The following is a 25,198-nucleotide window of genomic DNA, read 5'->3' on the forward strand; positions in this document are numbered from 1 at the left end:
TTTCGAATGAGCGAAGTCCTGCCCAATGTCAGTTGCGTTACCCTGCGCGGGCGCGCCGTCCTGATCAGCGGGCCACCCGGAAGCGGCAAGTCCAGCCTTGCTCTCGCACTGATGGACCGGGGCGGCGAACTGGTCGGCGATGACGGTGTGACCCTGTCGCAAGTCGGGGAACTCGTGGTGGCGACGCCGCCGCCGCACACCGAGGGGCTGATAGAAATCCGCAACGTCGGCCTGCTGGAAGTGCCCACGGGCCGCGCGCCGGTAGCAATTGTCATCAACCTGACGAGCGACGCCGAACGCTTGCCGCTGGGCCACGGTTACAGGCTGCTGCTGGGGCATCAGATTCCGCAGGTCGATCTCTATCCCGAGACACCTTTTCTCGCCCTGCGCGCGGAAGCCGCGCTGGAAATGCACGGGCTGGACTGATTGCCATTTCGGGACTGCCCGCAAGTCCCTCTTCACATTTGGCCGACAAGCGCGCAAACCGCGTCGTCATGGGAGAACCGGACCAATCGAGCGAGCCCGCAAAGCCACAAAGCCGCATCCTGCTGGTAACGGGCATGCTGGGCGCGGGGAAAACCACCGCCCTGCGCGAACTGGAAGACCTCGGCTGGGAATCCATCGACAATTTCCCGATCCGCCTGCTCGACAGACTGGTGGGCGGCGATGGCAACGATCACCCGCTCGCCATCGGTTTCGATTGCCGCACGCGCGGGTTCGTTCCCGCCGAGATCATCGAGCAAGTGAAGCGCTGGGTGGAAGACGATGGCCTCGCCATCACCACCCTGTTTCTCGACTGCGCGGGGCACGAGCTGGAGCGGCGCTTCAACGAAACGCGCCGCCGCCATTTCCTGGCTGGAGACCTGCCCGTTTCTTCGGGCATTGCGGCGGAGCGCGAACTGCTGGCTCCCCTGCGGCGCTGGGCCGACGTGCTGATCGATACGACGGACTTTTCCACCAACGACCTGAAGCAGACGATTCGCGAGCAATTCCGCCAGACCGCGCCGCAACAGATGACGGTGACGGTATCCAGCTTCGGCTTCTCGCGCGGCAAGCCGCCCACGGCGGACCTGGTGTTCGACATGCGCTATCTCGACAACCCGCATTGGGAAGAGAGCTTGCGCGAACAGACCGGGCTGGATGCGCCGGTGGGCGAATTCATCGAACGCAGCGCGGTTTTCGCCTCCACGTTCGACAAGATTCGCGCCCTGCTGCTGGAATTGTTGCCCCGTTATGCCGAGCAGGGGAAGGCCTACGTCAACATCGCGTTCGGCTGTACCGGCGGGAGGCACCGGTCGGTTTATACGGCGGAGAAGATGGCGCAGGTCTTGCGCGAGGGCGGCTTTTCGCCCACCGTGCTGCACCGCAACCTGGGATCGCGGGCGGAAGACCTTGTCGAAGGGACACAGCAACCGTGACCGATCCCCTTGAACGCCTTGCGAAATTTGAGAGCCGGAAAAGCATCGCCCCCCAATGATCGGACTGATTCTCGTTACCCACGGCCGCCTGGCCGAGGAATTCGTTTCCGCCATGGAGCACGTGGTTGGCAAGCAGGATGCGATCGCCACGATCTGCATCGGCCCCAATGACGACATGGAAGACCGCCGCCAGGAGATCGCCGATGCCATCGAGACGGTGGACACCGGTTCCGGCGCGATCATGCTGACGGACCTGTTCGGCGGCACGCCCTCCAACCTCGCCATTTCCCTGCTGCAACAGGGCCGCACCGAAGTGATTGCCGGGATCAACCTGCCCATGCTGATCCGCCTTGCCGGGGCGCGCAAGGAGATGAAGCTGGGCGCCGCTGCCGCTGCCGCTCGGGAGGCGGGCCGCAATTACATCACGCTGGCTTCCGAATTCCTCGGCCAGGATGCCTGAGGAGACGCGCACGATGGGCGAAGCAAGCCAGCAGGTCGTCATTCCCAACAAGCGCGGCCTGCATGCACGCGCCAGCGCCAAGTTCGTCGCCGCAGTCACCGAAATGCAGGGCCATCACGTGTTCGTGGAGAAGGACGGGCAGGAGGCCGCCGGTGGCTCCATTCTCGGCCTGATGATGCTGGGCGCGGCCAAGGGGGACACGGTGAATATCCGCGTTGCCGGAGACGATGCCGAGGCGCGGCTGGCGGAGCTTGTCGCGCTGGTCGAAGGCAAGTTCGGCGAAGAGTGACCCTTCGACAGGCTCAGGATGAGCGGATTTATCATGCGGCGTGAAATTACCGGCTTTTCCAATCCCACGGTCAAGTACCTGCGCAGCTTGCGCGAGAAGAAGCACCGCAAGCGCGAGGGCGTGTTCCTTGCCGAGGGGCTGCGCCTGCTGACCGACGCGCGCGAATGCGGGCACGTGCCGCAGATGCTGGTGATGGCCAGGGGGCGCGATCCGCACCCGCTGATCGAGGCGCTGGAAAGTGCCGTCGCCGAAGCTGGCGGCGAAGTGATCGTCACCTCGCCCGACATCCTTTCCAAGATCACCGGCAAGGACAATCCGCAGAGCGTGGCGGGCGTATTTGCCGAATTCGATACCTCGCTGGCCGGGCTGGACAGGTCTGCGGCGAACATCTGGCTGGTGGCACAGGCGCTCCGCGATCCGGGCAACCTTGGCACCATGCTGCGCACCGGCGACGCGGTGGGCGCAGGCGGCCTCATCCTGATCGACGACTGCGCCGATCCGTTCAGCGTGGAAGCCGTGCGCGCCAGCATGGGCGCGGTCTTCACGCAGAAGATTGCCCGAGCCGGGTGGGACGAGTTCCTGCCGTGGCTGCGCGGCGAAGAGGGCCAATTGGTTGCCGCGTCGTTACGCGACGCGGTGCCCTATCGCGGCGCGCCCTATGCCGCGCCGTGCTTCGTGATGGTCGGCAACGAATCGCAGGGCCTCCCCGAAACCTACGAAATGGCCTGCGACCTGCGCGTCACCATGCCCATGCGCGGCCGCGCGGACAGCCTCAACGCTGCCATTGCGGCGGCGGTGCTGGCTTACGAGGTGCTGGACAGGCTGGAGGGATAGCGTTCGGTCTTGGGCGGGACATTGGCCCCACTCAATCTGTGTGTGGCACCTGCGGTTGAATATTGATGGGCGCACTTTCCCCGAAGGCGATCCTGATCACTCTGCCCTCGCGAACCCAAAAAGATGCGACCCGCTCTTCCCAACCACGCTTGCCTTCGACCTCGACAAATCTGCCACAGTCCCAAAGCACGCTTATTGGCAAGCTTCGATCAGACGAGGAGATCACCGAAATCTCGTCAATCGAGCACTCGCGCGCATATTCCAGAAAGTCCGACGTGCTGTTTTGCGTACGGGAGGATCGATTGATGAATTCGATCGCGCTCAGGTCGATGTCATCGCCCTCAGCCTCGGCAAGAAAATTTGCGACCACAGCGACTTCCGCGATGTGATCATAGCCAGGTTCGCCGGACAGGACCGCTGCGCCTTGCGCCAATAAAAGACTGATCATGCCATCTCCTTGATAAACAAGGATGGAGTATCAGGTTGTCAGGCAGCTGCAACCGGCCTGGATGCAAACGCCCCTCAATCCCCCGCCACCAGCGCGGTAATCCGCCAGCGGTCGTTCCGGCGGCTGGCGATAAGGCGGTAATCGATGATGGAGCGCAGGCTGGACTTGGCGATATAGCCTTCCTTGTCCTGCCGCGTTGCCGGGTCTGTCCAGCGCACGTGGGCGAAATCGCTCTCTCCGGTCTGCGGCAGGGTGACGACAGCCTCCCATGAAAGCTGCGCCTGCACCGGCGTGTCGCTGGCAGGCCCTTCGTAGAGCGGAATGCCGTTGCCGGTCACGATGGCCCCGGCGTAGGGATCGACCGGTATCTCCTGCGCGAAATACCACGGGATCGTCATGCCCGCGGTATCGTCCGCCGCGCAGCCGAATTCCAGCATCCGGGCGAGTTCGCGCCAGAACGTGCCGTTCTCGGCAGAGAGGCGCTCGCGCAGTTCGTCCTTGCCTGCGCCGCCGCCGAAATCGAGCTTGATGTCATCCGCCGCCAGCGCGAGGAATGCGTCGGTATCGCGCGTGTCGATGGCGGCCTGTACGCTGGCGAGGAAGTCCACGCCGCCCGGCAGGTCCCGGCATTCGTTGCGCGGAGCCCACTTGCCGGCAGGCTCCGGCACGGCAGCAGCGGTGTTCTCAACCTCGGAAACCAGTTCCTCCGCCGCACGCTCCAGCCGGTCAGACGGCGGATCGCTGCGATCGCAGGCGCTCAGGCTGACCGCCAGGGCCACGGTGACACCGATGGCGCGCACCCTCGAAAAACTTCCCGCTGCCGACAACTTACTGATCCTCCGCACTCTCTCCTTCGACATGCATAAGTTGTCTTGGCTCTATTTCCAGAGGCGACAGCGATTCCAGTGCTGCGGCGTTGGTGTCGACAGACAGATCCTGGAACTTGCGTCCGGTCGGGACAAGGCGGCTCTCGAAGCTGGCGACCGCCGCGTTGAAGCTCTTGTTCGTCCGCGCCAGGTCCGTGCCGACCTTGCCCAGCAACGTGCCCATGCGCGCCAGCCTGTCATAAAGCTCCTTGCCGAGCTCCGCGATTTCCTTCGCGTCGGCCTGAACGCCCGCCTGCCGCCAGATCGTCGCCACGGTCAGCGCGATGGACATGAAATTGAGCGGCGAAGACAGGACAACCTGCCGTTTCAGGGCATACTCCAGCAAGCCGCTGTCCTGCGTCAGGGCAGAATAGAGCACGTGCTCGCCGGGGACGAACATCACGACGAAATCCGCCGATCCTTCGACGAAATCCTGATACCGCTTTGCCGACAGTTCATCGATGTGGCCCCGCAGGTCGCGCGCGTGGGCCCGCAGCAATTCGGCCCGTTCTTCTTCGCTGGTCGCTTCGTTGGCAGCCGCGTAAGTGTTGAACACGTTCTTCACGTCCACGATCAACTTGCGCCCGCCGGGAATGTTGATGACGCCGTCCGGGCGCAGGATGCCGTCGCTGCCCGGTACGCTGACCTGGAAATCGAAATCCGTCTGGCCGAGCAGGCCGCAGCTTTCGAGCAGGTTCTCGAACTGCAATTCACCCCAGTCGCCCCGAGCCTTCGTCGCACCGCGCAGCGTAGTGGAAATGCGATTGGCGCCCTCCAGCACGCGCTCCTGCCCGGCCCGCACCTCGCCGATCACGCCCTGCAATTGGTGCCAGGCCTCCGCGCGGCTCTTCTCCAGTTCCTCCACGCGCTTGCGATAACGCTCCAGCGTCTCGCCGACGGGGCCGACTTTCTTCTCCAGCGCCGCGAGGCTTTCCTTGTTGAGAGCTTCCAGCCTGTTGTGAGCGCCTTCGAGGAACTGGGCGTTCGCACCGTCCAGCAGCTTCTTGCCGATCGCGTCGAACTTGGTCTGCAGCTTCTCTTCCGCTTCGGTGAGCCGCGCCAGTTCACGCTCGAACTGCTTTTCACGCTCCGCGTAGCGCTCCTCCAGGGCACGTTCGCGCGCTTCGGCCCCGCTTTCGAGAGAGGCGAGCCGTCCCGCGACTTCGGCATGGGTGCCGCGAAGCTTTTCCAGTTCTTCCGCAAGCGCATCCGCTCGCCTCGCCCGTTCGCTTTCCGATGCGAGATCGCGCACCATGTCGCGCAGCTTTTCATCGAGCGCCTTCGCCTCGGCATCGCGCGCTGCATGCCGCTCGCGCCATTCGGTGTCGTTCGCGGTATAGCGTTCGCACAACTCGGTTACGGGACGCTGGCCGAGCCAGTAGCCAAGCCCTCCTAAGACGAGAGCCAGCACGATCAGGGCGAGAACAACGGGATCCATAAACAGCCTTCACACGACAAGAACGAAACGCGAACCTAACCGAGCCTGCACTTGCGGACAAGCACCGCAACAGGCTCATCCCCAGCCGCTGGCAAAAATTGTATGCGTCACTTACAATTCGGAATTGCGAAATTTTCGCAATTGTGAAACAAGGCTGGCCGAACACGCGTGCGCAGCGAATCGCGCCTGCGCAAGAACATGACATCGAGAGAGGATCATCCATGCCCACAGATATCGAGATTGCCCGCCAGGCCAAGCTTATCCCGATCACCGAGGTTGCCGCCAATGCCGGCGTGCCGGACGATGCGCTGATCCCCTACGGCAAGTACAAGGCGAAGGTCGATACCGACCAGCTGCCCGATAATCCCAACGGCAAGCTGATTCTCGTCACCGCGATCAATCCCACCCCGGCCGGTGAAGGCAAGACCACGACCTCCGTCGGCCTGTCGGACGCGCTGCACCGCATCGGCAAGAAGACCATGCTGTGCCTTCGCGAACCCTCGCTCGGCCCCTGCTTCGGCATGAAGGGCGGCGGGGCCGGTGGCGGCAAGAGCCAGGTGATGCCGATGGACGAGATCAACCTGCACTTCACGGGTGACTTCCACGCCATCACCAGCGCGCACAACCTGCTCTCTGCCATGATCGACAACTCGATCTACTGGGGCAACCCGAACGATATCGACGTGCGCCGCGTGACGTGGAAGCGCGTGCTGGACATGAATGACCGCGCGCTGCGCCAGATCGTCGGCCCGCTGGGCGGCGTTGCCAACGGCTTCCCGCGCGAAAGCGGCTTCGACATTACCGTGGCCTCCGAGATCATGGCGATCCTGTGCCTCGCCAGCGACCTGAAGGACCTGCAGAAGCGCCTTGGCGACATCATCATCGGCTACAAGCGCGACCGTAGCCCGGTCTACTGCCGCGACGTGAAGGCCGACAGCGCGATGACTGTGCTGCTGAAGGACGCGATCCTGCCCAACCTCGTGCAAACGCTGGAAAACCGCCCTGCCTTCCTGCACGGCGGCCCCTTCGCCAACATCGCCCACGGCTGCAACTCGGTGATCGCCACCAAGACCGCGCTGAAGATGGCCGACTACGTCGTGACCGAAGCCGGTTTCGGTGCCGACCTCGGGGCCGAGAAGTTCCTCGACATCAAGTGCCGCATGGCGGGCCTGAGGCCCGATGCCATCGTGCTGGTGGCCACCGTGCGCTCGCTCAAGATGAATGGCGGCGTGCCCAAGAACCAGCTGACCGAAGGCGAGAACGTGGAAGCGGTCCGCGCAGGTGCGGTAAACCTGAAGCGTCACATCGAGAATCTGAAGAAGTTCGGCGTGACCCCGACGATCGCCATCAACCACTTCTATCTCGACACAGACGCCGAAATCGCCGTGATCCAGGAAATGGCCAAGGAATTCGGTGCCGAGGCCGTGATCTGCAAGCACTGGGCTGAAGGCGGCGCAGGCGCGGAGGAACTGGCGAAGATCGTCTCGGCCAAGGCCGACGCAGGGGCACCCGATTTCGACCAGCTCTACCCCAGCGACATGCCGCTGGCGGACAAGATCACCACGGTCGCGACGGAAATCTATCGCGCGGGCGAGGTGAGCATTTCGCCAGCCATTCGCAAGCAGCTGAAGCAGTGGGAAGAGATGGGCTACGGCAACTACCCCATCTGCATGGCGAAGACGCAGTACAGCTTCTCCACCGATCCCACGGCGCTTGGTGCCCCGGAAGATCATACCGTGGAGATCAACGAAGTTCGCCTCTCGGCAGGCGCTGGCTTCGTGGTCGCCATTGCCGGTGGCATCATGACCATGCCGGGCCTGCCCAAGGTGCCCAGCGCGGAGAACATCTACCTCGACGAGAACGGCCAGATCGAAGGCCTTTTCTAAAGGTTACCTACCCCCCCGCAGCGAACATCCCCCCCAAACGTGTTCGCTCGAGAGAGGGCCGTCCAGCCGGGCGGCCCTTTTTTCATGCGCGGTCTCGGAACCCCTGCGCCCCCTCGCCCGTCGATAAGGCGAAGGAGAAATGCCATGTCGATCAGGGAAATGATCAAGGAACACCCGCAGGTAGGGTCCGATTACAACGAACAGCTGGGTGAAGCTGTGAAGCACGCGATGTATTGCGCGGCGATCTGCAATTCGTGCGCCGATGCCTGCAACGCCGAAGAAGGCGACATGAGCGAATGCATTCGCAAGTGCCTCGATTGCTCGGACATCTGCCATGCCGTCAGCCGCGTGGCTGCCCGCCGCACGCACGGCAACACCGTGGTGATCAAGTCGCTGCTGGAAGCCTGCATCATCGCCTGCAAGGTCTGCGCGGAAGAATGCGCGAAGCATGACAACCCCCACTGCCGCCGCTGTGAGAAAATGTGCCGCGAATGCATGGAAGATTGCGTGAAGGCGCTGCAGGGCATGCAGGCAGAAGCCGCCGCGTAATTCCGGTTTCGTTCAGATAGACGAGGGCAGGGTTTAGGCTTAACGTCTACCCGTGGCGCGACACGCAACCGCGCCCGCTAACTGGATTGGAACGACGATGCGATTGAAGACCGCCCTTATCGGATTGCTGCTGGGCAGCGCCGTGCTGGGACTTTCCGCCTGCAACACCGTGCGCGGCATGGGGCAGGATCTGGAATCCGTTGCCAACACTGGCGAAGAAGCCATCAACTGATACGAAAAAGGGCGCCGATCCGGCGCCCTTTTTATTTCGCCGGAAACCGCAGCCTGTGGCTGCGCAAGGCCGAACGGCCGCCCGAGCTCTTGCGAGGAGCCAGGCGAGCCGGATGGCTCGTGCCCGGCGCCTGAGAACCGATCAAACTAGGCCGCGCGCGCCTTCTGCAGCTTCTTCAGCGCCATGTTGCGCTTCAGGCGGCTGAGGTGGTCGATGAACAGGATGCCGTTCAGGTGATCCATCTCGTGCTGGATGCAGACCGCCAGCATCCCGTCCATTTCCTCTTCGTGGGTATTCCCCTCAAGGTCCTGCCAGCGCACGCGGCACTTGGCCGGGCGTTCCACGTCGGCAAAGATATCGGGCACCGAAAGGCAGCCTTCCTGGTAGCTCTTCGTATCGTCCGACGGATCGAGGATTTCCGGGTTCACGAACACGCGCGGGTCGTTCTTCACCGGCTGGTGCGTGTGGGCGTGGCCGTCGTGGTTGCACTCCACAGGCTCGGCATCGGGGTCCTCTTCCTGGAGGTCGATCACCAGCAGGCGCAGCGGCTCACCCACCTGAATTGCGGCGAGGCCGATGCCGTGGGCATCGTACATCGTCTCGAACATGTCCTCGACGAGGGTCTTCAGATTGTCGTCGAACGTCTCGACAGGAGACGACACGACTTTCAGCCGGGGGTCCGGCGCTTCCAGGATTTCACGAATAGCCATGCGCGCAATATAGGCTCAACCGGCTGAACCTTCAATTGCTGTAAACTGGCCAGCGTTCAGCCGAGTGGCCTGCGTGCCCGGAGTGCCTGCGCCAAGGTGCCTTCGTCGAGGTAATCGAGTTCCCCGCCGACAGGCAGGCCGTGGGCCAATTGGGTAATACGCACCGCGCGATCTTCCAGCCGCTCGGCGATGTAGTGGGCCGTGGTCTGCCCCTCCAGCGTGGCGTTCATGGCGAGGACTACCTCGTCCACCCCGCCCTGCTCCAGGCGGCCCAGCAGGCTATCAATGGCGAGGTCTTCCGGGCGAATCCCGTCCAGCGCGGAAAGCCGCCCGCCCAGCACGTGGAACGTGCCGGTGAATAGCCGCGCACGGTCCAGCGCCCACAGGTCGGCCACGTCCTCCACTACGCAGATGCTTTTCGCATCGCGCCTGGGATCGGCACAGATGGTGCAGGGATTCTGGGTGTCGACATTGCCGCAGGTGTCGCACTCCACCAGCTTGTCCTTCACCGTGCCAAGCGCGTCCAGCACCTGCTCCAGCGCGGTCTCGCGGTGTTTCACCAGCCACAGCACGGCACGGCGCGCGGAGCGCGGGCCGAGGCCCGGCAAGCGCGCCAGGGCAGAGGCCAGGTTCTCGATCTCTTGCGATGCCATGCACTGCCAGATAGGGCGGCGCGCAAGGAATAGAAAGGCTGGCAATGCGCCTTGTTTTCATGGGAACGCCCGATTTCGCCGTGCCGACGCTGGATGCGCTGGTAGAGGCGGGGCATGATGTGGTGGCCGTCTACAGCCAGCCGCCCAGCCGTGCGGGACGCGGCAAGAAGGAAAGGCCCTCCCCCGTCCACACCCGCGCCGAGGAACTCGGCATCGAAGTGCGCCACCCCGTCAGCCTGAAAGGCGCGGACGAGCAGGCCGCCTTCGCTGCGCTGGAGGCCGACGCAGCGGTCGTGGCCGCTTACGGCCTGTTGTTGCCGCAGGCCGTGCTGGATGCGCCCAAACACGGCTGCCTGAACGTCCACGGATCGCTGCTGCCGCGCTGGCGCGGCGCCGCGCCTATTCACCGGGCGATCGAGGCCGGTGACGAGCAGACCGGCATCACCATCATGCGTATGGAGAAAGGGCTGGATACCGGCCCGATGCTGCTGAAAGGCGCAACACCCGTCGATCACAAGACCACCGGCGAATTGCATGACGAACTCGCCGCGATGGGTGCAGCCCTGATGGTGGAGGCCCTCGCGCAGATCGAAACGCTGGAAGACGAAGTTCAGGACGATGCCCTCGCCACTTATGCCCCCAAGATCAGCAAGGACGAGGCGAAACTCGATTTCACCAAGCCGGCCGGAGTGCTGGAGCGCGAAGTACGCGCGTTCTCGCCCTTCCCCGGTAGCTGGTTCGAACTGGACGGCGCTCGGATCAAGCTGCTGCGGGCGGAAATGGTGGATGCTGACGGCGCACCCGGCACGGTGCTGGACGATCGGCTCACCATCGCCTGCGGCAAAGCTGCGATCCGCCCAGTCACCCTGCAACGCGCCGGCAAGCCCGCGATGGCGCTGGACGACTTCCTGCGCGGAAACACGATTGCGGCAGGCATGATGGCCGGATGACCCGCTTCGCCCTCACCATCGAATTCGACGGCGGCCCGTTCTTCGGCCTGCAACGGCAGGACAACGGCCCCAGCGTGCAGCAGAGCATCGAGGATGCGGCCCACGCCATAACCGGTGAAACGGTAACGCTGCACAGCGCCGGGCGCACCGACAGCGGCGTGCACGCTCTCGCCATGCGCAGCCATCTCGATATCGAGAAGGACATCGAGCCGTTCCGCCTGATGGAAGCGCTGAACGCGAAACTGCGGCCCGATCCCGTCGCCATCATCCATTGCGAGGTAAAGCCCGACGATTGGCACGCCCGTTTTTCCTGCATCGGCCGGTCTTACGAATACCGGATACGCAATCGCCGCGCGCCGCTGACGCTGGAAAAGGGCCGCGCCTGGCATGTCGCCCGCCCGCTTGATGCCGATGCCATGCACGAGGCCGCGCAGGCGCTGGTCGGCCAGCACGACTTCACGACGTTCCGCAGCGCCCACTGCCAGGCCGCAAGTCCCTTGAAGACGCTCGACCGGCTGGATGTCAGCCGCGAGGGCGATGCCGTCATCGTCCGTACCGCCGCGCGCAGTTTCCTGCACCATCAGGTCCGCTCGATGGTGGGCTGCCTTGCCCTTGTGGGACAGGGCACCTGGGGGATAGATCGGATGGCTGAGGCGTTGGAAGCGAAAGACCGCTCCGCGCTGGGCCTGAATGCCCCGCCAGAGGGCCTGTATTTCGTCAAAGCCACCTATCCGGAAGAGGAACAAGCCGCATGACCACCACTGGACGCCAGCTCATCTCCACGCTCAATTCCGACAACACCATGGTGCTGTCTCTGGAGGAAAAGACTTTTCCGGAGCCCAAGGGCAATCAGGTGCTGGTGAAGATGGAAGCGGCGCCCATCAACCCCTCGGACCTGTTCCTGATGACCACCGGGGTGGACTTCGAAAACGCCACGTTCGAGGCGGGCAAGGTCACGATGCCGATCGCCCCGCAAGTCGCAGCCGGGCAGGCCGCACGCATGGGCAAGCCGCAAACCGTCGGTAACGAGGGCGCGGGTGAAGTGATCGCGGCGGGCGACGGCGAAATGGCGCAATCGCTGCTGGGCCAGCGGGTCGCCTGCGTGCCGGGCAGCGCCTTCGGCGAATATGCCATCGCCGATGCCATGATGTGCCTGCCGCTGGGCGATCACTCTTCGGAAGATGGTGCAAGTTCCTTCGTCAACCCCATGACGGCGCTGGGTTTTGCGGAGACTGCGAAGCGCGAGGGGCACAAGGCGATCATCCATGCGGCTGCCGCCTCGAACCTTGGCCAGATGCTCAACCGCATCTGCCAGGAAGACGGCCTCGGCCTCGTCAACATCGTGCGCAAGCACGAGCAGGCGCAGCTGCTGAAAGACCAGGGCGCGGCACACGTGGTGAACAGCTCTGACGACGATTTCGAGGCAAAGCTGGCCGAGGCCATTGGCGCGACCGGGGCTTTCCTTGGCTTCGATCCCATCGGCGGCGGGCGCACCACCGACACCTGCCTGCGCGCGATGGAGCGCGTGGCGGCAAAGGAGATGACCGAATACAGCCGCTACGGCTCCAACAAGCAGAAGAAGATGTATATCTACGGCCGCCTGGAACTGGCGCCCACCATCCTCACGCCAAGCTACGGCTTTGCCTGGACGGTGTCGGGCTGGCTGCTGATGCCGTTCCTGGAAAGCTGCGACCTGCAGACCCTGATGGGCCTGCGCCAGCGCGTTAAGGACGGCCTCAAGACGACGTTCGCCAGCTCCTACAAGACCCGGGTCGACCTGGAGGAGATGCTGACCAAGGACGCGATGATGGATTACGCGCAGATGGCGACGGGCGAGAAATACCTCGTCACGCCGCACGGCTAACGACCGCGCGCGTTACTGCTGCGCCGCTTCTTCCACCCGCCGCTCCAGCTCGCGCTGGGCGGCGGCTTCGTCGATATCGAGCGAAAACTCGCCGTCGCGTATGCGCATTTCCAGCGGCACGCCCTCGATATCGGTCGACAGCACCGCCTCGTCATCGTTGATGATCAGGCGGCGACCGTCACCCAGCGGGATATCCTGCAGGTCCGGCACGTCCTGCGGCTGCACGGGGCCGCTGGGATCGGGAGACGGCGTGGGACGCGGCGGCGCGGCGCTGGCGCCCAGGGCAGCCTGCATGAAATCGCGCCAGATGCGCGCGGGCAGCCCGCCGCCGGAAATGTTGCCGAGCGGCGAGTTGTCGTCGTTGCCGATCCATACTCCCACCACCAGCCGGCTATCCCCCTCGCCCGCGTAGCCGACGAACAGCGCGTCGCGGTTGTCCTGCGTGGTGCCGGTCTTGCCGTAGTTGGCGATGGAAAGCGTCGCCGCGCGACCGGTGCCGGAATTGATCGCGCTGCGCAGCATGCCCTCGATCTCGCGCCGATCGCTCGACGACAGGTTGCCGCGTCCGTCCAGCAGCCAGTCGAACCATCCGCCTTCCCCTGCGGGAAAGGCGTGCGGCTCCACCGGGAAGCTGTTGGCGGCAACGCCCGCATAGGCGGTGGTAAGTTCCAGCAAGCTCATGGTGGAGGTGCCCAGCGCCATGCTCGGATCGCCCTCCGGCAAGGGCGAGGTCACGCCCAGTTCGCGCGCGGTCTCGATCACCGCCTTGCTGCCCACCTCGTTCAGCAGCCGCACGGCCGCCACGTTGGAGGACTGGGCGAAGGCTTCGCGCAGGCTGATGCTTTCCGAATAGCGTCCATTGGCATTGCTCGGCCGGTAGCTGCCTTCGGTGAAGGGCTGGTTCGAGATACGGTCGTCCGGGCTCCACCCGTTACGCAGCGCGGCGAGATAGACGAACAGCTTGAAGGTGGAACCCGGCTGGCGGCGCGCCTGCGTGGCGCGGTTGAAGGGGCTTTGCGAATAGTCTTTGCCGCCAACCATGGCGACAACCTCCCCGTTGGGACGCATCGCCACCAGCGCCACCTGCGCTCCGCCCAGCGGCGCGCGCTGGATCACGCGGTTGGCAGCGGCCTGTAACTGGCTGTCGAGCGTGGTGGTGATGGTCTGGCGCGAATAGCTCATTTCGCTGTCGGCACGCGCGGCAGGCAGCGCCCAGTCGGCGAAATAGGTGCCGGTGGGCAGGTCGTTGCGGGTGCGCACGTCCGTCTGCGGCACGGCCATCGCATCGGCCTGCGCCTGCGTGATGTAGCCGGCGGCCACCATCGCGCCTTTGACGAGGTTATAGCGCTGCGCCGCAAGGTCCGGGTTGCGCGTGGGGGCAAGACGGCTGGGAGCCTGCAACAGCCCCGCCAGCATCGCCGCCTGCTCCGGACGCAGGTTCTCCGGCTGACGGTAGAAATAGTGCAGCGATGCAGCGCGCAGGCCGTACATGTTATCGCCGAAATAGGCGTTGGAGAGGTAACGCTCGAGAATCTCGTCCTTTGTCAGCCACGCCTCCAGCCAGAAGGCGATCAGCGCCTCTCGCGCCTTGCGCGTCAGGGTCTGCTCGGGCGTGAGGAAGGTAAACTTGGCGAGCTGCTGCGTGATGGTGGAGCCGCCGCCCACACCGGTGAACAGCGCCCGCGCCACGCCGCGCGGGTCGACGCCCCAGTGATTGTAGAACCGCCTGTCCTCGATCGCGAGGAACGGCTGCGTCACGTGGGCGGGCAGATCTGAAACCTGCACGGGTTCGTCCACCACGGCCCCGTTGCGCGCAATCGGCGTACCGTCGGCGGCCAGCAGCGTGATTTGTGGCGGAGCAATCGGCTCCAGGCTCTTGGAAAGCGGCGCGGTGATCGCCAGCCACGCGACCAGCAGGATGAATATGCCGGTCAGCGCCGCGACGATGCGGCTGCCCCACCACAGCTTGCCGCGCCCCCTCGCCCTTTCGGGCAGGAAACGACGCCAGCCGCTGCGATAGCGTTCGCGATCGTAATACCGTGGCGGCGCGGCGCGCGGGCCGTAATCATCGTCGTCGAGGTCGGACAGCGGCGTCCACGGCGCGGACTCGAGCGCGAGGTCGCGCTCGGTCCAGCGAGTGTAGTCCGGCTTCCGCCGCCTGAAGGGATTGCGCCACATGCGATTCACAATGGTGTATTAGCAGAACAATACACGTTATGCGAGGGTGGAGATGAGCCTGCGATGAAGCAGCCCTACTCTTGCCCGATGAGCCTTCCGCCGAAGGTCTCACCGAAGAAATCGCCCGGCTGCCACGCCGGCGTCTCCTCCATGTTCGCAACATTGCGGGCGATGGCGTGGTTCACCGCCACGAACCGTTCGAGCGCGCCGAAGTCGATCAGGCTCACTTCGTCCGAAGGCTTGTGATAGTGGTTGTCGAAGACCACGCCCTGCGCGTCCTCGCCGCCATTGGCGAAACCAAGGTCGAGATAGACCGCGGGCACGCCCTGCCGGACGTAGGAATACTGGTCCGACCGGGTGAAGAAGCCTTGCTCGGGTTGCGGATCGGGGCTGAGCGTCAGGCCATGGGCTTCGGTCGCCGCAACCACCTGCGGGTATAGGTTGGAACGTTCCGCCCCGAAGGCGACCACGTCTGCGAAGTCGTAGGTGATGACCGGCATGTCCAGATTGACGTTCGCCACCACTTGCTCTGCGGGCACGGTGGGATGGGCGGCGTTGTAGCTGGAGCCGAGCAGGCCCTTTTCCTCTGCCGTGAGAGCAATCACCAGCACCGGGCGGCGCGGCGGTTCCTCGCCCAGCAGGCGGGCAACCTCGATCATGCTGGCAACGCCCACGGCATTGTCGAGCGCGCCGTTGTAGATCTCGTCGTCGCCTTCTTCCTCGGTCGGCTGGATACCGACATGGTCGAGGTGCGCGGTCAGCACCACGTATTCGTCGGCCACCGAAGGATCGGTGCCGGGAAGCCTGCCGATCACGTTGGGCGTGTCGATCTCCTCGAAACTGCTGGCGAACTCGATGGTAACGTCGCGGCCAAGCGCGAAGCTGGGCAGGCGCGCTTCGGGCGTGGCTTCGGCAGCGGCGAGATCGTCGTAATCGAACGCCTGGCCTTCAAGCAGTTGGCGCGAGACTTCGGGCGAGAGCGAGCCCGAAGCAAGGATGCCCGGACCGCTGGAATATGCCACCCCGTCCGGCCCCACCCAGGTCATCGAACTGCCGTGGCTGGAAATTTCGACCAGACGATCCCAGTCGTAGATCTGCCCCAGCTTGGGCGTGTGCATCAGCAGCACCCCGATGGCACCGCGATCGGAAAGGCGCTGGTTGAGGGTGGAGCGCAGGTGCGCGTTCTCTTCCGTGTTCAAGCCATCCGGCCCGCCGTAAGCGCGGATGGCCACCGCCCCCTCGAGGTCCACCCCGGCAAAATCGTCGCGTCCCTCAATGTCGAGGCCGTAGCCGATGAACACCAGCGGCGCGGTGATCGTGCCGCTTTCCTGCTGGGCCGTGCCGGAGACGACGTAATCCTCGAACAACTCCAGTTCGCCCAGCCCTTCGATGGCAATGCTGTTTCCGTCCTCGGCGCGCGTATAGCGACGCATGGGCACGTGCTGGAAATAGGTGCCGTCGTCTCCCGCAGGCTCCAGCCCCATCGCGGCGAAGCGTCCGGCAACGTAGCCCGCCGCCCGTTCGTGCCCGCGCGTACCGGCCTCGCGTCCTTCCATGTCGTCGGCAGACAGGATCGTGGTGTCACGCTCCAGTGCCTCGCGGTCGACGGTTTTGGCAGCGGCGGCAGTGGAAATCGCAAGCGTGGCGGCCAGCGATGTGGCAAGGGCCAGCGCGCCAGCGGAAAGTCGGTTGATCAAGCGAAAAGTCCCCGTTTCAGGTGAAAGCGCCTTGCTACCGCCAGGCGCGTGGCTGGCAAGTGAACAATCGACGAAACGCGAACAGCCTTGGATTTACGCCTTGTGGACGACGCTTTCAGGCAGGTCCTCGCCCATCACGCGCTGGTAGTATTCCGCCACCAGCATCCGCTCCGCCTCGTCGCACTTGTTGAGGAAGCTGAGCCGGAACGCATAGCCTGCGTTGCCGAAGATCTCGGTGTTCTGCGCCCAGGTGATGACGGTACGCGGGCTCATGACGGTGGAGATATCGCCGTTCATGAAGCCCTGCCGCGTCAGGTCCGCCACGCGGATCATGTCGGCCACCATCTTCTCGTCCAGCGTGGTCTTGGCGCCGACGATCTCGCGCTCGGTCTCCGCCGGCAGGTAGTTCAGGCCGACGACGATGTTCCAGCGGTCCATCTGGCCCTGGTTGATCGCCTGCGTGCCGTGATACATGCCGCTGGTATCGCCCAGGCCCACGGTGTTGGCGGTGGCGAACAAACGGAAGAACGGATCGGGCCGGATCACGCGGTTCTGGTCCAGCAGGGTCAGCTTGCCCTGCTGCTCCAGCACGCGCTGGATCACGAACATCACGTCCGGACGGCCCGCATCGTATTCGTCGAACACCAGCGCGACGGGGTGCTGCAGCGCCCATGGCAGCAGGCCCTCGCGGAATTCCGTTACCTGCAAACCGTCGCGCAGCACGATGGCGTCGCGCCCGACCAGGTCGATACGGCTGATATGCGCATCGAGGTTGATGCGTATCAGCGGCCATTTCAGGCGGGCGGCGACCTGTTCGATATGGGTCGACTTGCCAGTGCCGTGATAGCCCTGCACCATGACGCGGCGATTGTGGGCAAAGCCCGCCAGGATCGCCAGCGTGGTGTCGGGATCGAACACGTAGCTCTTGTCGATATCGGGAACGCGGTCGTCCGGAATGCTGAAGGCCGGGACTTTCATGTCCACGTCGATGCCGAAGGTTTCACGAACGTCGAGTTCGATGTCCGGCGCCTCCATTTCGGTGTCGTCGTTCTGGTGGGTCTTGAGAAGTTCGTTCATGTCGGGTGCTGCCTATACGGGTGGCCACCTGCCTGCAACACAGATGTGCGGCGATACGGCCCAAGGTCCGCACACGCTGTCTTGACGGTTTCACGCAAAAGGCAGAGCGTGATGCCTTTCCGGGGAAGGAGAATGGCCGATGTACGTGCAGGGTTTCCTGATCGCCGTGCCCGAAGGCAACAAGGACGCCTACCGCGACCTTGCCGCGCGCGCTGCGGAGAAGTTCGCCGAATACGGCGTCACCGAAATCATGGAGGCGTGGGAGGAGGACGTGAGCGACGGCAAGCTCACCGATTTCCGCAAGGCTACCCAGGCCGAGGACGGGGAGCGGATCGTGTTCTCGTGGATGATCTGGCCCGACAAGCAGACCTGCGATGCCGCGCACCAGAGGATGCAGGACGACGAGTTCTGGTCGCAGGACATGGAAATGCCGTTCGACGGGATGCGCATGATCTGGGGCGGCTTTTCTCCGCTGTTCACGATGGGTCGAGATTGAACCGGGCCCGCGATTGACGGGATCGCTTGTGTTCGCCTAATGTTCTTGCCCGATTCGCCGGGATGGAGGGACCGATGGGCTACACACTTTTCTTCAACCCGCTGAGCCGTGCGCTGATAGTGCAATGGGCCTTTGCCGAAGCGGGGGTGGAGCCGGAACTCGCCCTGGTGGAGTGGGAGGACAAGCCCGCCGCCCTGTTCGAGGCGAACCCGATGGGCAAGGTCCCGACCGTCGTCCATCACCACGAAACCGGCGACAAGGTGGTGAGCGAATGCGCTGCGATTTGCCACTACCTTGCCGAAATGGAAGCGCCCGGCCTGCTCCCGCGCGACGAGGAAAAGGCCGCCTATTTCCGCTGGCTGTTCTTCGCCGCTGGACCGATGGAAGCCGCCATCACCAACCGCGCGATGGGGTGGGAACCCAAGGACGCCAAGCAGCAGATGACATCCGGCTTCGGCAGCTTCGACCGCGTGGTGGATGCGCTGGACACGTGGTTCCAGAACAACGATTTCACTTGCGGCGACCGGTTCACCATGGCCGATGTCTATGTCGGCAGCCAGGTCGACTGGGGCCTTCGTTTCGGCAGCCTGACGGACCGGCCCTCCTTCCGCGCCTATCAGTCGCGACTGCAGGCCCGCGATGCATACAAGGCAACGCTGGGCAGTCCGGGCGGCTAAGCCCCTCGCATTTCGTTGCACCCTGACCCACATTGCAAGCATGGCGAGGCCCGATCCTATCGAGTTTGCCCGGCTCAAGCTGGTTGAAAGCGTGCGCGCGGCTTTCAACGATACGGCAAGGGGCGAAACCCCGGTGCCGCCTTCGGACGAGGCGTTGTTCGAGAAGGACACGCCAATCCGCATGGTGCACGCCGACGTGGTCAGCATGATGGTGGGCGGCATGGCCGCTCTGCTGTTGCAGATGCTCCACCCCCATGCCCTGCGTGGCGTACTGGATTTCTCCAACTTCCGCGCCGACATGCATGGCCGTCTGCGCCGCACCGCGCGTTTCATCGCTGTCACCACCTATGGCCACCGCGACGATGCCCTTGCGGCGATTGCGCGGGTGAACACCATTCACGCAAAGGTGCAAGGCACACTGCCCGACGGAACGCCTTACTCCGCCACCAATCCTCGCACGTTGGCCTGGGTCCACGTCACCGAATCGCTGATGTTCCTCGAGGCCTGGCTCACCCACGTGCGCCCGGACATGCCGCTGGCTGAGCAGGACGAATATTTCCGCCAGTTCGCCCTCATCGCCCGCCGCCTTGGTGCAGACCCGGTGCCCGAAACGAAGGCGGAGGCGCAGGCGATCTTCCGCGAGATGCGCGGCGACCTGCGCACATCGCCCGAAGCGCGCGAGGTGGCGCAGTTGATCGTCAACAAGCGGATCGAGGGCGCGACAGGCGCGGTGCAGCCATTCCTGGCGAACGCGGCGGTGGACCTTGTCCCGCCCTTCGCCCGCACCATGCTGGCGCTGGAGCGCCCCGGCTGGCAGGCCACGCCGTCAAAGCTCGTGACAAACGCTTTGGGCGGCACCCTGCGCTGGGCCTTCCGGCAGAAGCCCGGCGGTTCGCCCTAGGCGAACGCATCGGCGCGGCGGAGAAGCTGGTAGGCTTCCACCACGCGTTGCAGGCGGTACTCGTAGGCCCGGTCCCCGCCGTTGCGATCGGGGTGATAGCGCCGCACCAGTTCCGAATAGCGCCGCCGCAGTTCCGGCCGGTCGGCTTTCGGGCCGAGCCCCATCACGTTCAGCGCCTCGCGCTCTTTCGGGGTGAAGCGGCTGTGCTCGGCATAGGTGCGCCCCTGCGCCGCCTTGCGAATGTCAGCCGCGCGCGCGCCGATCGCGTCCAGCGGATCGTGGAAATCCGCCCAGCGCGGCATCCCGTCCATCCCCGCCGTCGGCCTGAATGCCGGGCTCTCGCTGTTCCACCCGGCACCGGGCGCCTGCGCTGCGTAGATTTCATCGGCATTCATGCCCTCGAACCAGTCGTAGCCCGCGTTGAATTCGCGCACGTGCTCCAGGCAGAACCAGCGCCATTCGCCCGGCCCGTCGAAAGAGTTGCCGCGTGTGCCCGGTGCGCGGAATTCGCCCGGTTCGCGGCAGGTGGGGTGCTCGCACACCCTTCCCTCGCTCTCGTAGCGGCCGTGGAATCGCTGGTTACGCATGAACGCCCCTTGATCGGGATTGCACCGCGCGATTGGAACCCCCAATTGGGGCGCATGAGCGGACCTGTTGCACAAGAAATCGAAACGCTGCTGCGCGGCGCCCTTGCCCCCACGCGGCTGGAAGTCATCAACGATAGCGCGAAGCACTATGGCCATGCCGGAGACGATGGCAGCGGCGAATCGCACTTCACCGTGATCGTCGAAAGCCCCCACTTCGAAGGCAAGAACCGCCTAGCCCGCCAGCGCATGGTGCTGGGCGCGCTGGGCGATATTCCGGGCGAGCGCGTCCATGCCTTTGCAATGAAGTGCTACGCCCCCGGAGAGGCTGCATGAGCATCGAACTGTGGTACTGGCCGCATATCCCCGGCCGCGGCGAATTCGTGCGCCTGTTCTGCGAAGCGTTCCAGCTCGAATACACCGACATGGCGCGAGAGCAGAACGCCGATGCGCTGGTGGAACACATGCATTCGTTGGAAGGCATCCGCCCTTTCGCCCCACCCTATATCGTCGATGACGAGGTGGTGATCGGCCAGACCGCGCTGATCCTGCAATACCTCTCCGACAAGGAAGGGCTTGGCTCGGGCGAGATGGAAGTCGATCTCGGGCTGTTCCAGTTGCAACTCGACATCGCCGATTTCGTGGAAGAGATTCACTCCGTCCACCACCCCGTCGCCAGCGAGCTCTACTACGCCGACCAGATGGAAGCCGCTTTCGAGAAAGCCGGCTATTTCCGCGGCCAGCGCATCCCCAAATACCTCATCCATTTCGACAACGCGCTTGCCGCCAACGGCGGGCCGTTCATGCTGGGGCAGCAGCCCACCCACGTCGACACCAGCCTGTTCCAGATCATGGAGGGGCTGGATTACATGTTCCCGAACTACATGAAGGAAATGCAAGGCACCTGGGCCAACCTGGAAGGGTTGCAGGGCGCTGTGCCGGAGATCGAGCCGCTGGCCGATTACCTCGCCAGCGAGCGGCGCATGGAGTTCAACGAGGACGGCATCTTCCGCCATTACGAGGAACTGGACGAGCAGTAGGAGCGTCTTCCCACCATGAGCACCGCATCGGACAACATCCTCAAGACCGTCACCCCCGTCAGCCACGACCTTGGCGACTTTACCGTCCGGCGCGCCGTGCCGTCGAAGGAATGCCGCATGGTCGGCCCCTTCGTCTTCGTGGACCAGTTCGGTCCTGCCCAGCTTGACCTTGGCAGCGGCATGGACGTGCGCCCGCACCCGCACATCAACCTCGCCACCGTCACCTGGCTGTTCGACGGCGCGATCGACCACCGCGATTCCATCGGCACTTTCTCCACCATCCACCCGGGCACGGTGAACCTGATGACGGCGGGCAGCGGCATCGTCCATTCGGAGCGCAGCCCGCAAGTCGAGCGCGCCAAGGGGCCGAGCCTCTACGGCATGCAGACGTGGCTGGCCCTGCCCGATGGCAAGGAAGAGATCGACCCGGCTTTCGAGGCAATCAGAGACCTGCCGTGGATCGACGCCGACGGCGCGCGCGCGCAGGTCATCATGGGCCAACTCTGGGGCGAACGCGCGCCCACCACCTGTCATGCCGAAACGATCTACGCCGAGATATTACTGCAAGGGGGCAGCTCCATCCCCATCGACGCCGAGGCGGACGAGCGCGCGGTTATGCTGGTGGGCGGCGATGCCACCATCGATGGTGTGCCCTTGCAGCTTTATGACCTCGTCGTCCTAAAACCCGGCGTTGCCATGACGCTCGCCAGCCGCAGTGGCGGGCGCGTGATGCTGCTGGGCGGCGAAGCCTTCGCCACGAAGCGCCATGTGTGGTGGAACTTCGTCAGCTCAGACAGGGACCGCATCAACCAGGCGAAGGAAGACTGGCGCGAAGGGCGCTTTGCCAAGGTGCCGGGCGACGAGGCGGAATGGATCCCCCTGCCCAACGGCCAGCCCAAGACCGTCAGCTATCCCTGACGGGCGCGATCAGCCTTACTGGCTGGATTGCGCCACTTCGATGTGCGCATTGGCGGCAAGGTTTACCCTCTCTGCCAGGGCCGGATCGTTCTGCGTTGCGCGGGCAAGCGTGTTATAACGCTGCGGGGCGACGCCGATCTGCTCCACTGCCTGCTGGACCGTCGCCTGCTTCTCTTCCTGCGGGATAGCCTCGTCGGCGGCAATCTGCTGCACGATCAGGGCAGCAAGAGCGAACTGCGAGACTTCCTCATCCGAGATGTCCGCCGAAGAGGGGAGCGCCTGCTGCGGTGCCTGGGTGGCGGACGGGGCCGTATCGGCACTGTCCTGCGCTGCCACTCCGACCGGCGCGGCCAGGGCAATTGCGGCAAGGCTCAAGCAAATAAAACGCATAAATAATCTCCGTTTGCGTGGCGTCGGGCCTAAATTGCGTGAACTCCCACGCAATTCGAGATGGGCGGACCGTGGCACCTTCAGGTTGGGCCGTGCCGCGATCCGCAATTCGACTTCGCACTGCGACCGAAAGTGATTAAGGCAGGGTCATGCACAAGATTCCCCTGTTTCTCGCCGCCCTCTTCCTCTCCGCCCCCGCCATCGCGCAGGACGCGCCGCCGCAGCCCGAACCGGGTGCGCCCGCCACGATCGAATGGCACAATGAACAGCAGGCCGCGCTGCATTCGCGCACCCGCGCGGATGGCTGGGCGACGCTGGAAGGCGGCATCAAGTTCCGCCGCATCGAGGGCGACGGCAGCGGCCCTGCCCCGACCGTGCGCGACCAGATCACCATCCACTACACCGGCAGCTTCATCGATGGCGAAGTGTTCGACAGCTCGGTGGAGCGCGGCGAACCGGCAACCTTTCCGCTCTCCGGCCTGATCCGCGGCTGGCAGGTCGCCATCCCCTACATGGGCGTGGGCGACACGGTTGAGATCGCCATTCCCGCCACGTCCGCCTACGGCCTGCAGGGTCGCGGGCCGATCCCCGGCGGCGCGACGCTGCTGTTCACCATCGAATTGCTCGGCATCCCCAGCAAGGGCGTGTGATCGTGAGCGATCTCACCCGCGTGAAGCTGCCCACCGGCATCGAACTGGACGTTTGGGACACCGGCCCGCGCGATGCGCCTGCGCTGATGTTCCTGCACGGTTTTCCGGAAAACCACCGCACCTGGCGCAACCAGATCGCGCACCTGAATGGCCGCTACCGCTGCATCGCGCCCGACCAGCGCGGCTACGGCAATTCGTCAAAGCCCAAAGGGGCCGAGCATTACGAGACGATGGCGCTGGTGCAGGACATTTTCGGCCTTGCCAAGGTGCTGGAGGTCGAGACTTTCACGATCGTCGGCCACGACTGGGGCGGCGCGCTGGCTTGGCTTGTTGCCGCGTTCGGACAGTCGACCGGCGCCGTTACCCGCGCGGTAATTGCCAATGCCCCGCACCCGGTCATCTTCCAGCGCCTGCTGCTGACCGATCCGGACCAGCGCGAGGCCAGCCAGTACATGCGCACCTTCCGCGATCCGGCGCACGACGCTATGATCGCCGAACACGGCCTTGCCGGTCTGTTGCATACCGCGCTGACGTGGAACGATCGCCCGCAATACGATCCCGACGAACTGCCCTTGCTGATGCAGCAATGGCGCGATCCGCAAACCAGCTTCGCCATGCTCAACTGGTATCGCGCCAGCGGCATCTCCGTGCCGTCGATGGACGATCCCTTCGGCCTGCCGCCTGAATATGCGCCGCCGCCGCTGCCGAAGATCGCGATACCCACGCTGGTCGTCTGGGGCACGGGGGACGAAGCGCTACTCCCGGCCAATATCAACGGACTGGACGAGGTGGTGTCGGACCTTACCCTCGAAAAAATCGCAGGCGTCGGCCATTTCGTGCCCTGGGAAGCGCCCGACGCCGTCAGTGCGGCGATGGACGGGTTCCTCGAGCGGACAAACTAACCCTCCCCTTGCCACTCCACCCATGCGCCGTGCGGGTGTGCCTCGGCCAGTTTCACTTCCTCGGAACCGCCGGGCCAGTATCGGACGCGTAACTCGTGCTTGAAGGTGGCGCGGTTTGTCTCGACCTTGATCCAGGCCAGCGGTTTTCCCGCCGTTGCCCGCTCGCCCGCAGCCTCCATCGCAGCGGTAATTCGCTCACGCGTCACCTGAGGCATGTATTGCCACATTACGGTGTGGAACAGCACGCGGGTGACGCCTACCTCCTGCGGCGCGGCTAGGCGTTCTTCCACGAAGTCGCCGGCATCCATCTGCACGAGGTCGGGTGCGGCGCGTTCGGCCATCGCGATGGCGGCATCCATCCGGGCGAGGCGCTCCATAGCCTCGGGCCAGATATAGCTTTTCAGCCGGATCGCCTGCCGCTCGTCGGTCAGGTCGATCGGCTTGATGTCGCAGCCCTTGATCCCGACGATCTCGACCGGGTTCGCGGGCGGCGGATCGCCGCGCCACTCGGGCGCGATCGTGATCGAGGACAGGCTTGGCCCGACCTTCACGCCGCCAAGGTTGTAGAAATAGCGCGCCATCATGGTGTTCACGCCCGCGCTCGCGCCGATCTCGGTCAACTCGAATTTCGGGCCGAGCTTGCCCGACAGCCACAAAAGCCCAGCCATCACGCTGGCGCTGCGCCCGGCCTCGTTGGTCTGCGGCGGGCCGTCGAGCCACGGCAGCAGGGTGTGATCGTGCCGCTGGACGATCTCCACGATAAGGTCATCCACTTGCCCCTGATCGGTGATCGCGCCGCGGTAGACATCGGCCAGCCGCTCTTCCTCGCCCGTCAGCAGCAGGTAGTGAAACCCGCCCGCCACCCGCAGCGGCATGGCATCTTCCAGCGTCAGCCCCTGCCAGTTGGCGATGCGGCGCCCGGTGGCGGTCTGCGTTTCCATCACCGCCAGCAAGGAACGCAATATGCGCGCATTGTTTGGAGAGCCGGCACGCTCCATGTGTTGCGCCTGCCACTCGATCGCTTCTGCCACGCTGGCGATCTCCATGACGTTGCCGGTTTCGCTTTCACTCGCCATTCGCATTGCCCTTTT

At 64.5% G+C, this 25,198-nt stretch carries 30 protein-coding genes; 19 read left to right on the plus strand and 11 right to left on the minus strand.

Annotated elements, in window-relative coordinates; translation table 11 throughout:
- The first annotated feature begins 6 nt into the window (after positions 1-6).
- From ABFX23_RS13965 to ABFX23_RS13985, 5 genes are all read left to right on the plus strand, one after another.
- Positions 7-426 carry an HPr kinase/phosphorylase gene (locus ABFX23_RS13965; protein ID WP_346033612.1) on the plus strand — a complete coding sequence of 140 codons (420 nt, stop codon included), beginning with the start codon at positions 7-9 and terminating at the stop codon, positions 424-426.
- A gap of 68 nt (positions 427-494) precedes the next feature.
- Positions 495-1,418: an RNase adapter RapZ gene (gene rapZ / locus ABFX23_RS13970; protein ID WP_346033825.1), complete on the plus strand. Its 924-nt coding sequence runs from the start codon at positions 495-497 to the stop codon at positions 1,416-1,418.
- 55 nt (positions 1,419-1,473) lie between these two features.
- The gene (locus ABFX23_RS13975; protein WP_346033613.1) at positions 1,474-1,878 is read left to right on the plus strand and encodes a PTS sugar transporter subunit IIA; all 405 of its coding nucleotides are present in this window, start codon (positions 1,474-1,476) and stop codon (positions 1,876-1,878) included.
- 13 nt (positions 1,879-1,891) lie between these two features.
- Positions 1,892-2,167: an HPr family phosphocarrier protein gene (locus tag ABFX23_RS13980; RefSeq protein ID WP_346033826.1), complete on the plus strand. Its 276-nt coding sequence runs from the start codon at positions 1,892-1,894 to the stop codon at positions 2,165-2,167.
- An 18-nt stretch (positions 2,168-2,185) separates the two neighbouring features.
- Positions 2,186-3,001 (plus strand): TrmH family RNA methyltransferase, encoded by an 816-nt coding sequence (locus ABFX23_RS13985; protein WP_346033614.1) that lies wholly within the window; start codon positions 2,186-2,188, stop codon positions 2,999-3,001.
- 31 nt (positions 3,002-3,032) lie between these two features.
- On the opposite strand, the gene ABFX23_RS13990 is transcribed toward ABFX23_RS13985, so the two are convergent.
- The 3 genes from ABFX23_RS13990 to ABFX23_RS14000 form a co-directional block, all read right to left on the minus strand.
- Complete coding sequence (locus tag ABFX23_RS13990; protein ID WP_346033615.1) at positions 3,033-3,449, minus strand: hypothetical protein; 417 nt, start codon at positions 3,447-3,449, stop codon at positions 3,033-3,035.
- A gap of 74 nt (positions 3,450-3,523) precedes the next feature.
- Positions 3,524-4,249 (minus strand): hypothetical protein, encoded by a 726-nt coding sequence (locus ABFX23_RS13995; RefSeq protein WP_346033616.1) that lies wholly within the window; start codon positions 4,247-4,249, stop codon positions 3,524-3,526.
- 28 nt (positions 4,250-4,277) lie between these two features.
- The gene (locus ABFX23_RS14000; protein WP_346033617.1) at positions 4,278-5,753 is read right to left on the minus strand and encodes a DNA recombination protein RmuC; all 1,476 of its coding nucleotides are present in this window, start codon (positions 5,751-5,753) and stop codon (positions 4,278-4,280) included.
- 221 nt (positions 5,754-5,974) lie between these two features.
- Between ABFX23_RS14000 and ABFX23_RS14005 the strand changes: the two genes are divergently transcribed.
- The 3 genes from ABFX23_RS14005 (at position 5,975) to ABFX23_RS14015 (ending at position 8,420) form a co-directional block, all read left to right on the plus strand.
- Positions 5,975-7,639: a formate--tetrahydrofolate ligase gene (locus tag ABFX23_RS14005; protein WP_346033618.1), complete on the plus strand. Its 1,665-nt coding sequence runs from the start codon at positions 5,975-5,977 to the stop codon at positions 7,637-7,639.
- Between the two features lie 144 nt (positions 7,640-7,783).
- Positions 7,784-8,188 (plus strand): four-helix bundle copper-binding protein, encoded by a 405-nt coding sequence (locus tag ABFX23_RS14010; protein WP_346033619.1) that lies wholly within the window; start codon positions 7,784-7,786, stop codon positions 8,186-8,188.
- A gap of 97 nt (positions 8,189-8,285) precedes the next feature.
- Positions 8,286-8,420: an Entericidin EcnA/B family protein gene (locus ABFX23_RS14015; RefSeq protein ID WP_346033620.1), complete on the plus strand. Its 135-nt coding sequence runs from the start codon at positions 8,286-8,288 to the stop codon at positions 8,418-8,420.
- 146 nt (positions 8,421-8,566) lie between these two features.
- Here ABFX23_RS14015 and def read toward each other — a convergent pair whose 3' ends face one another.
- A complete protein-coding gene (gene def, locus ABFX23_RS14020) occupies positions 8,567-9,130 on the minus strand; it encodes a peptide deformylase (protein WP_120076669.1) in 564 nt (187 codons plus the stop codon).
- A 56-nt stretch (positions 9,131-9,186) separates the two neighbouring features.
- Positions 9,187-9,783 carry a recombination mediator RecR gene (gene recR / locus ABFX23_RS14025; protein WP_346033621.1) on the minus strand — a complete coding sequence of 199 codons (597 nt, stop codon included), beginning with the start codon at positions 9,781-9,783 and terminating at the stop codon, positions 9,187-9,189.
- 44 nt (positions 9,784-9,827) lie between these two features.
- Here recR and fmt point away from each other — a divergent pair, with 44 nt between their 5' ends.
- Genes fmt through ABFX23_RS14040 form a run of 3 tightly spaced genes read left to right on the plus strand, consistent with a single transcriptional unit; the run spans position 9,828 to position 12,597 of the window.
- Positions 9,828-10,733, plus strand: coding sequence for a methionyl-tRNA formyltransferase (gene fmt / locus ABFX23_RS14030; RefSeq protein ID WP_346033622.1), 906 nt, complete (start codon positions 9,828-9,830; stop codon positions 10,731-10,733).
- Positions 10,730-11,488 (plus strand): tRNA pseudouridine(38-40) synthase TruA, encoded by a 759-nt coding sequence (truA, locus tag ABFX23_RS14035; RefSeq protein ID WP_346033623.1) that lies wholly within the window; start codon positions 10,730-10,732, stop codon positions 11,486-11,488. The genes fmt and truA overlap by 4 nt, the downstream gene beginning before the upstream one ends.
- The gene (locus tag ABFX23_RS14040) at positions 11,485-12,597 is read left to right on the plus strand and encodes an alcohol dehydrogenase catalytic domain-containing protein (RefSeq protein WP_346033624.1); all 1,113 of its coding nucleotides are present in this window, start codon (positions 11,485-11,487) and stop codon (positions 12,595-12,597) included. Before truA ends, ABFX23_RS14040 begins: the two co-directional genes overlap by 4 nt.
- A 12-nt stretch (positions 12,598-12,609) precedes the next feature.
- Here ABFX23_RS14040 and ABFX23_RS14045 read toward each other — a convergent pair whose 3' ends face one another.
- The 3 genes from ABFX23_RS14045 to ABFX23_RS14055 all read right to left on the minus strand — a co-directional run bounded on the left by ABFX23_RS14045 (position 12,610) and on the right by ABFX23_RS14055 (position 17,549).
- Positions 12,610-14,775, minus strand: a complete 2,166-nt coding sequence (locus tag ABFX23_RS14045; RefSeq protein WP_346033625.1) for a transglycosylase domain-containing protein — start codon at positions 14,773-14,775, stop codon at positions 12,610-12,612.
- A 74-nt stretch (positions 14,776-14,849) separates the two neighbouring features.
- The gene (locus tag ABFX23_RS14050) at positions 14,850-16,472 is read right to left on the minus strand and encodes a M28 family peptidase (protein WP_346033626.1); all 1,623 of its coding nucleotides are present in this window, start codon (positions 16,470-16,472) and stop codon (positions 14,850-14,852) included.
- A gap of 93 nt (positions 16,473-16,565) precedes the next feature.
- A complete protein-coding gene (locus tag ABFX23_RS14055; protein ID WP_346033627.1) occupies positions 16,566-17,549 on the minus strand; it encodes an AAA family ATPase in 984 nt (327 codons plus the stop codon).
- Between the two features lie 139 nt (positions 17,550-17,688).
- Here ABFX23_RS14055 and ABFX23_RS14060 point away from each other — a divergent pair, with 139 nt between their 5' ends.
- The 3 genes from ABFX23_RS14060 to ABFX23_RS14070 all read left to right on the plus strand — a co-directional run bounded on the left by ABFX23_RS14060 (position 17,689) and on the right by ABFX23_RS14070 (position 19,623).
- Positions 17,689-18,045 carry a DUF1428 domain-containing protein gene (locus ABFX23_RS14060; RefSeq protein ID WP_346033628.1) on the plus strand — a complete coding sequence of 119 codons (357 nt, stop codon included), beginning with the start codon at positions 17,689-17,691 and terminating at the stop codon, positions 18,043-18,045.
- A gap of 74 nt (positions 18,046-18,119) precedes the next feature.
- Positions 18,120-18,722 carry a glutathione S-transferase family protein gene (locus ABFX23_RS14065; RefSeq protein WP_346033629.1) on the plus strand — a complete coding sequence of 201 codons (603 nt, stop codon included), beginning with the start codon at positions 18,120-18,122 and terminating at the stop codon, positions 18,720-18,722.
- 40 nt (positions 18,723-18,762) lie between these two features.
- Complete coding sequence (locus ABFX23_RS14070) at positions 18,763-19,623, plus strand: oxygenase MpaB family protein (protein ID WP_346033630.1); 861 nt, start codon at positions 18,763-18,765, stop codon at positions 19,621-19,623.
- On the opposite strand, the gene ABFX23_RS14075 is transcribed toward ABFX23_RS14070, so the two are convergent.
- Positions 19,620-20,210, minus strand: coding sequence for a J domain-containing protein (locus ABFX23_RS14075; RefSeq protein WP_346033631.1), 591 nt, complete (start codon positions 20,208-20,210; stop codon positions 19,620-19,622). The genes ABFX23_RS14070 and ABFX23_RS14075 overlap by 4 nt on opposite strands.
- Before the next feature lie 54 nt (positions 20,211-20,264).
- Here ABFX23_RS14075 and ABFX23_RS14080 point away from each other — a divergent pair, with 54 nt between their 5' ends.
- The 3 genes from ABFX23_RS14080 to ABFX23_RS14090 are packed head-to-tail and all read left to right on the plus strand — an operon-like array spanning position 20,265 to position 22,165.
- Positions 20,265-20,543: a BolA family protein gene (locus ABFX23_RS14080; RefSeq protein WP_346033632.1), complete on the plus strand. Its 279-nt coding sequence runs from the start codon at positions 20,265-20,267 to the stop codon at positions 20,541-20,543.
- On the plus strand, positions 20,540-21,247 hold the full coding sequence (locus tag ABFX23_RS14085; protein WP_346033633.1) for a glutathione S-transferase: 708 nt from the start codon (positions 20,540-20,542) through the stop codon (positions 21,245-21,247). Before ABFX23_RS14080 ends, ABFX23_RS14085 begins: the two co-directional genes overlap by 4 nt.
- A 15-nt stretch (positions 21,248-21,262) precedes the next feature.
- Complete coding sequence (locus ABFX23_RS14090) at positions 21,263-22,165, plus strand: pirin family protein (protein WP_346033634.1); 903 nt, start codon at positions 21,263-21,265, stop codon at positions 22,163-22,165.
- Between the two features lie 15 nt (positions 22,166-22,180).
- On the opposite strand, the gene ABFX23_RS14095 is transcribed toward ABFX23_RS14090, so the two are convergent.
- Positions 22,181-22,555 carry a DUF4168 domain-containing protein gene (locus tag ABFX23_RS14095; protein ID WP_346033635.1) on the minus strand — a complete coding sequence of 125 codons (375 nt, stop codon included), beginning with the start codon at positions 22,553-22,555 and terminating at the stop codon, positions 22,181-22,183.
- A 149-nt stretch (positions 22,556-22,704) separates the two neighbouring features.
- On the opposite strand from ABFX23_RS14095, the gene ABFX23_RS14100 reads away from it, so the two are divergent.
- Together ABFX23_RS14100 and ABFX23_RS14105 are read left to right on the plus strand one after the other, a co-directional pair.
- On the plus strand, positions 22,705-23,205 hold the full coding sequence (locus ABFX23_RS14100) for an FKBP-type peptidyl-prolyl cis-trans isomerase (RefSeq protein WP_346033636.1): 501 nt from the start codon (positions 22,705-22,707) through the stop codon (positions 23,203-23,205).
- Between the two features lie 2 nt (positions 23,206-23,207).
- Positions 23,208-24,107, plus strand: coding sequence for an alpha/beta fold hydrolase (locus ABFX23_RS14105; protein ID WP_346033637.1), 900 nt, complete (start codon positions 23,208-23,210; stop codon positions 24,105-24,107).
- On the opposite strand, the gene ABFX23_RS14110 is transcribed toward ABFX23_RS14105, so the two are convergent.
- Entirely contained in the window at positions 24,104-25,183 is a 1,080-nt protein-coding gene (locus ABFX23_RS14110; protein WP_346033638.1) for a DUF2332 domain-containing protein, read from the minus strand. The genes ABFX23_RS14105 and ABFX23_RS14110 overlap by 4 nt on opposite strands.
- Positions 25,184-25,198 lie beyond the last annotated feature (15 nt).

The sequence above is a fragment of the Erythrobacter westpacificensis genome (genome assembly GCF_039542285.1).
GTDB classification, from domain to species: domain Bacteria; phylum Pseudomonadota; class Alphaproteobacteria; order Sphingomonadales; family Sphingomonadaceae; genus Alteraurantiacibacter; species Alteraurantiacibacter westpacificensis.

Bases quoted from the DNA above. Each gene is read 5' to 3' on its own strand.
- ABFX23_RS14080 (WP_346033632.1), top strand. From the start codon at position 20,265: ATGAGCGGACCTGTTGCACAAGAAATCGAAACGCTGCTGCGCGGCGCC.
- rapZ (WP_346033825.1), top strand. From the start codon at position 495: ATGGGAGAACCGGACCAATCGAGCGAGCCCGCAAAGCCACAAAGCCGC.
- ABFX23_RS14005 (WP_346033618.1), top strand. From the start codon at position 5,975: ATGCCCACAGATATCGAGATTGCCCGCCAGGCCAAGCTTATCCCGATC.
- ABFX23_RS14065 (WP_346033629.1), top strand. From the start codon at position 18,120: ATGGGCTACACACTTTTCTTCAACCCGCTGAGCCGTGCGCTGATAGTG.
- ABFX23_RS13980 (WP_346033826.1), top strand. From the start codon at position 1,892: ATGGGCGAAGCAAGCCAGCAGGTCGTCATTCCCAACAAGCGCGGCCTG.
- ABFX23_RS14010 (WP_346033619.1), top strand. From the start codon at position 7,784: ATGTCGATCAGGGAAATGATCAAGGAACACCCGCAGGTAGGGTCCGAT.
- ABFX23_RS14060 (WP_346033628.1), top strand. From the start codon at position 17,689: ATGTACGTGCAGGGTTTCCTGATCGCCGTGCCCGAAGGCAACAAGGAC.
- ABFX23_RS13965 (WP_346033612.1), top strand. From the start codon at position 7: ATGAGCGAAGTCCTGCCCAATGTCAGTTGCGTTACCCTGCGCGGGCGC.
- ABFX23_RS14045 (WP_346033625.1), bottom strand. From the start codon at position 14,775: ATGTGGCGCAATCCCTTCAGGCGGCGGAAGCCGGACTACACTCGCTGG.
- def (WP_120076669.1), bottom strand. From the start codon at position 9,130: ATGGCTATTCGTGAAATCCTGGAAGCGCCGGACCCCCGGCTGAAAGTC.
- ABFX23_RS14015 (WP_346033620.1), top strand. From the start codon at position 8,286: ATGCGATTGAAGACCGCCCTTATCGGATTGCTGCTGGGCAGCGCCGTG.
- ABFX23_RS13985 (WP_346033614.1), top strand. From the start codon at position 2,186: ATGAGCGGATTTATCATGCGGCGTGAAATTACCGGCTTTTCCAATCCC.
- ABFX23_RS14000 (WP_346033617.1), bottom strand. From the start codon at position 5,753: ATGGATCCCGTTGTTCTCGCCCTGATCGTGCTGGCTCTCGTCTTAGGA.
- ABFX23_RS13990 (WP_346033615.1), bottom strand. From the start codon at position 3,449: ATGATCAGTCTTTTATTGGCGCAAGGCGCAGCGGTCCTGTCCGGCGAA.
- ABFX23_RS14055 (WP_346033627.1), bottom strand. From the start codon at position 17,549: ATGAACGAACTTCTCAAGACCCACCAGAACGACGACACCGAAATGGAG.
- truA (WP_346033623.1), top strand. From the start codon at position 10,730: ATGACCCGCTTCGCCCTCACCATCGAATTCGACGGCGGCCCGTTCTTC.
- ABFX23_RS14075 (WP_346033631.1), bottom strand. From the start codon at position 20,210: ATGCGTAACCAGCGATTCCACGGCCGCTACGAGAGCGAGGGAAGGGTG.
- ABFX23_RS13975 (WP_346033613.1), top strand. From the start codon at position 1,474: ATGATCGGACTGATTCTCGTTACCCACGGCCGCCTGGCCGAGGAATTC.
- ABFX23_RS14070 (WP_346033630.1), top strand. From the start codon at position 18,763: ATGGCGAGGCCCGATCCTATCGAGTTTGCCCGGCTCAAGCTGGTTGAA.
- ABFX23_RS14095 (WP_346033635.1), bottom strand. From the start codon at position 22,555: ATGCGTTTTATTTGCTTGAGCCTTGCCGCAATTGCCCTGGCCGCGCCG.
- ABFX23_RS14085 (WP_346033633.1), top strand. From the start codon at position 20,540: ATGAGCATCGAACTGTGGTACTGGCCGCATATCCCCGGCCGCGGCGAA.
- ABFX23_RS14040 (WP_346033624.1), top strand. From the start codon at position 11,485: ATGACCACCACTGGACGCCAGCTCATCTCCACGCTCAATTCCGACAAC.
- ABFX23_RS14090 (WP_346033634.1), top strand. From the start codon at position 21,263: ATGAGCACCGCATCGGACAACATCCTCAAGACCGTCACCCCCGTCAGC.
- recR (WP_346033621.1), bottom strand. From the start codon at position 9,783: ATGGCATCGCAAGAGATCGAGAACCTGGCCTCTGCCCTGGCGCGCTTG.
- ABFX23_RS14100 (WP_346033636.1), top strand. From the start codon at position 22,705: ATGCACAAGATTCCCCTGTTTCTCGCCGCCCTCTTCCTCTCCGCCCCC.
- fmt (WP_346033622.1), top strand. From the start codon at position 9,828: ATGCGCCTTGTTTTCATGGGAACGCCCGATTTCGCCGTGCCGACGCTG.
- ABFX23_RS14110 (WP_346033638.1), bottom strand. From the start codon at position 25,183: ATGGCGAGTGAAAGCGAAACCGGCAACGTCATGGAGATCGCCAGCGTG.